At 70.2% G+C, this 3413-nt stretch carries 3 protein-coding genes; all 3 read right to left on the bottom strand.

Translation table 11 applies throughout. The features are described from left to right. A partial coding sequence (locus tag D7W81_RS40495) for a serine/threonine-protein kinase (RefSeq protein ID WP_147445814.1) occupies positions 1 to 1814 on the bottom strand: 1814 nt, incomplete at its 3' end. Between the two features lie 162 nt (positions 1815 to 1976). After that, positions 1977 to 2561: a GAF domain-containing protein gene (locus tag D7W81_RS40490; protein WP_120560652.1), complete on the bottom strand. Its 585-nt coding sequence runs from the start codon at positions 2559 to 2561 to the stop codon at positions 1977 to 1979. 240 nt (positions 2562 to 2801) lie between these two features. Beyond that, positions 2802 to 3131, bottom strand: a complete 330-nt coding sequence (locus D7W81_RS40485) for a hypothetical protein (RefSeq protein ID WP_147445813.1) — start codon at positions 3129 to 3131, stop codon at positions 2802 to 2804. Positions 3132 to 3413 lie beyond the last annotated feature (282 nt).

Raw genomic sequence — 3413 nt, 5'->3', positions numbered from 1 at the left:
GGCGGGGGCTGCGGGGCGGGCTTCTTGGGCACCACCGCCTTCGCGGGCACCGTGTTGACGGCCACCGTGCGCACCGGCTGGGGGACGGCGACCACGGGCGTGGTGGGGCCTTCCGACACGGGCGCGGGCCGGTCCACCGTGTAGGTGAGCCCGTCGATGCTGCAGGTGCCCTCGATGCAGCCGACGACAGGCGCGGGGGGCTCGCCGAAGTGGGCCTGCCAGTCAGGGCCCAGGTTCAGCGCCTCCGCGATGGGGCGCTGATCCTTCCCCTGGCCGACGAAGGCCTGCAGCATGCCGTCCTCGGTGACGAACAGCTCCAGCCGCACCTCGTTCTCCGGGGACTCGAGGCCCAGCATGGCGCCGCCGCGCTCCCCCAGCGACCACTCCAGGGACAGCGGCAGGCCCGCGCCGTGGTGCACGAGCATCACGTAGCGGCCTTCCCGTCCCATCAGCCCCAGCGCGGCCACCGGCTCCGGCGGAGGGCCGTTCATCACTTCCTTCAGGCGGCGCTTCCACGTGGCCGGCGGCGCTTCGGCGCGAACGTGCGCGTTCAGCCGGGCGACGCCGCCCACCAGCCCCACCACGTCCACGCGGGCGCGGCCCACGTGCGACGGGTCGTCTTCCAGGGGCGGAAAGACGATGGCCTTGTCTTCGAAGGTCAGCTTCCGGCCCGCCTTCACCACCTTGGGCTTGTCCGGCCCTTCCCCCATGGTCACGCGGCGCTTGTCCGAAGTGACGGGTTCCACCCGGCCGGTACCTTCGAGCGCCGCGATACCGCGCCGCTCCTCCATGATGGCCTTGCCCGGCAGCGGCGGCTGGACGTGCACCTGCCCGCTGCGGTTCCACGCCACGCCCAGCACGCCCACGGCGGCCAGCACCATCACGCCCGCGGCCGTCTGCGCCGTCACGCGCGCGGCGCGGCGCATGGACGCCTTCGCCCGCTGCCAGCGCGTCAGCCGCAGGGGCGGCATGGACAGCAGGCTGCCGGGGACCAGGGGCTCCAGGTCCGCGATGAGCGCGGTGACGGAGGGATAGCGGTCGTCGGGATCCGGCTTGAGGCACCGCATCACGATGGCGTCCACGCGGGGGTCCAGGCCCGAGCGCTTGCGCGACGGCGGATCAAAGGTGCCCAGCGGCACCTCGCCGGTGAACGTCTCGTAGAGGATGACGCCCAGGGAGAAGATGTCCGCCCGCGCGTCCGCGCTCTTCGCGTCCACGCGCTGCTCGGGCGCCATGTACGAGATGGTGCCCATGGACACGTGCGTGGACGTGAGCGCGAAGCGCGAGGCCGCCGTCGCGTCATCCAGGAAGGACGCGAGCCCGAAGTCGGACACCTTCGCGATGCCGCCGGCCTGCTGATCCAGCAGGATGTTCTCCGGCTTCAGGTCGCGGTGGATGACGCCCCGGCCGTGCGCGTACTCGATGGCCCGGCAGATTTCGAGCATCCGGCGCAGGAGCACCGGCGTCTCCATGGACGGGTTGCGCATGAGCTCGCGCAGGGACGGCCCGTCCACGAACTCCATCACCAGGTAGTAGGTGGTGTCCGTCTTCCCCTTGTCGACGATGGCGACGACATGGGGGTGGCTCAGGGTCGCCAGCGCCGCGGCTTCCTTCTGGAATCGCGCGATGAACGACGGGTCCTTGGCCAGCTCCGGGTTCAGCAGCTTCACCGCGACTGTGCGGCCGAGCGACAGCTGGGTGGCCTTGTGGACCTCTCCCATGCCGCCGGCACCGACGAGCTTCTCCAGGCGGTAGCCGCTGACGAGGTCAGGAGGCCGGGAACGACTGATGGCGGTGGCTTCAAACGAGGACATGGGCGGGGCGCAGGCCGGCGAGGGTACCAGAAACGGGGCGCCGCGTTACCGCTCCCCGGCGGCCCTTCCGGCCCCCTCCCGCTCGCCGGGTGGGCGGGCGGCCATGACCCGGGGGGTGCTCCTGCCCGTTGAAGCCCCAAGGAGGGCTTCAGGGAGGTGGGCTCAGGTGTCCCCGGCGACGGGGCGCAGCACGCTGGTGAGGTTGGAGCGCACCTGCGACAGCGAGGAGCGCATGTTCGCGTGCCGCACCGACGCGCCAATGGCCCGCGCCAGCGACTTGAGCAGCGACACCTCTTCCGGGCGCCAGATGCGCGCCTGGCGGCAGTCCTCGAACGCCACGAACCCCCACCACTGCTTGGCCGGGACGATGGGGCACAGCAGGACGGACTGCACGCCCTGGCGCTCCAGCAGCTCGCGCATCATCGGGGGCGCTTCCCGCGAGGTGCAGGAGACCGGCATCCCCGCCTCCATCATGTCCATCCACGCCATGGCGTAGTCGCGCAGGGGCAGCGAGCGCAGCAGCGGGTGCGCCAGCGGGGACACCACACCCGGCTCCGCCCACGCGTGGCGCAGGTCCGTGAGGAAGCGGCCCGCCAGGTTCGTGGTCCGGTTCTCGAAGATGCACGCGCGATCCACCTTCATCGGGCGGGCCACCATGCCCAGCGCATCCGAACCCGTGGCCGGGCACAGGCCCTTGTCCAGGAGCAACCGCGACGCTTCGGACACCTTCGTGAACGCTTCCACCATGACCGTCTCGCTTGAAGGGGGGGAGGGGGGCGCCCCTTCCTGTCGTGGATGCAACGTCATCCACACATGTCCTGTTATGCGTGATTCCTTTGTCCCTGTCAAATGGTGGCTTTACTGAAAAACCAAGAAGAAGGGAGGGGGCGGGTCTGGACTTCCGGAACGCGAACAGGGGCGCCCTCCTCAAGGAGAGCGCCCCTGCCGGGCACGGCGTGCGGTGCCTCCTTGGAGGAGGCGGCGGGACTACTGCGCGGCCTTCTCGGTGGCGGCCTTGTTGTCCACGGGCTTCTTGGTGGTGCCCTGCATGATGGTCTGCGTGCGCCCGGAGGGCTTGGTCTCGGTCTTCACCTCCGTCTTGCTCTCGGTCTTCGACGGCGCGTGGGGATCGGCCTGCACGTCGGTGGACTCGGAGGCATTGACCTCGGTCTTCGTCTGCGTGGCGGGCGCCTTGGTGGGGGTCGGGGCGGCGATGGCGGCGGTGGCGGAGAACAGGGCGGCGACGAGGAAGGTCTTCATGACGGTGGGCTCGGGTTCGTGACGGTGGTGGCGCTGGAGTGCGCCGGTCGTTGTCACCGCGCCTCTGGATGGGGACAGTGGATTGTTTATTCACTCCAAGGCCGCGTCGTGGAGGCCTGCGAGCGCCGCGCGTGAAACGACAACAGGGGCGCCCTCGTGAAGAGAGCGCCCCTGCCGGGCACCACATCCTGCCCGTCCCTTGGAGGCGGGCGGAACGCGAGTGAAGGGAGGGCTCAGCCCTCGGTCTTCGTCTCGGTGGTGGTCTTCTTCTCGGTCTTGGTCTTCGTGCCCTTCTTGCCGGCCTTGGTCTCGGTCTTGGTCTCGGTCTTCATCTCACCC

The organism is Corallococcus aberystwythensis (genome assembly GCF_003612165.1).
Taxonomy (GTDB): Bacteria; Myxococcota; Myxococcia; order Myxococcales; family Myxococcaceae; genus Corallococcus; species Corallococcus aberystwythensis.
This window is presented reverse-complemented; position numbering and strand designations above follow the sequence as displayed.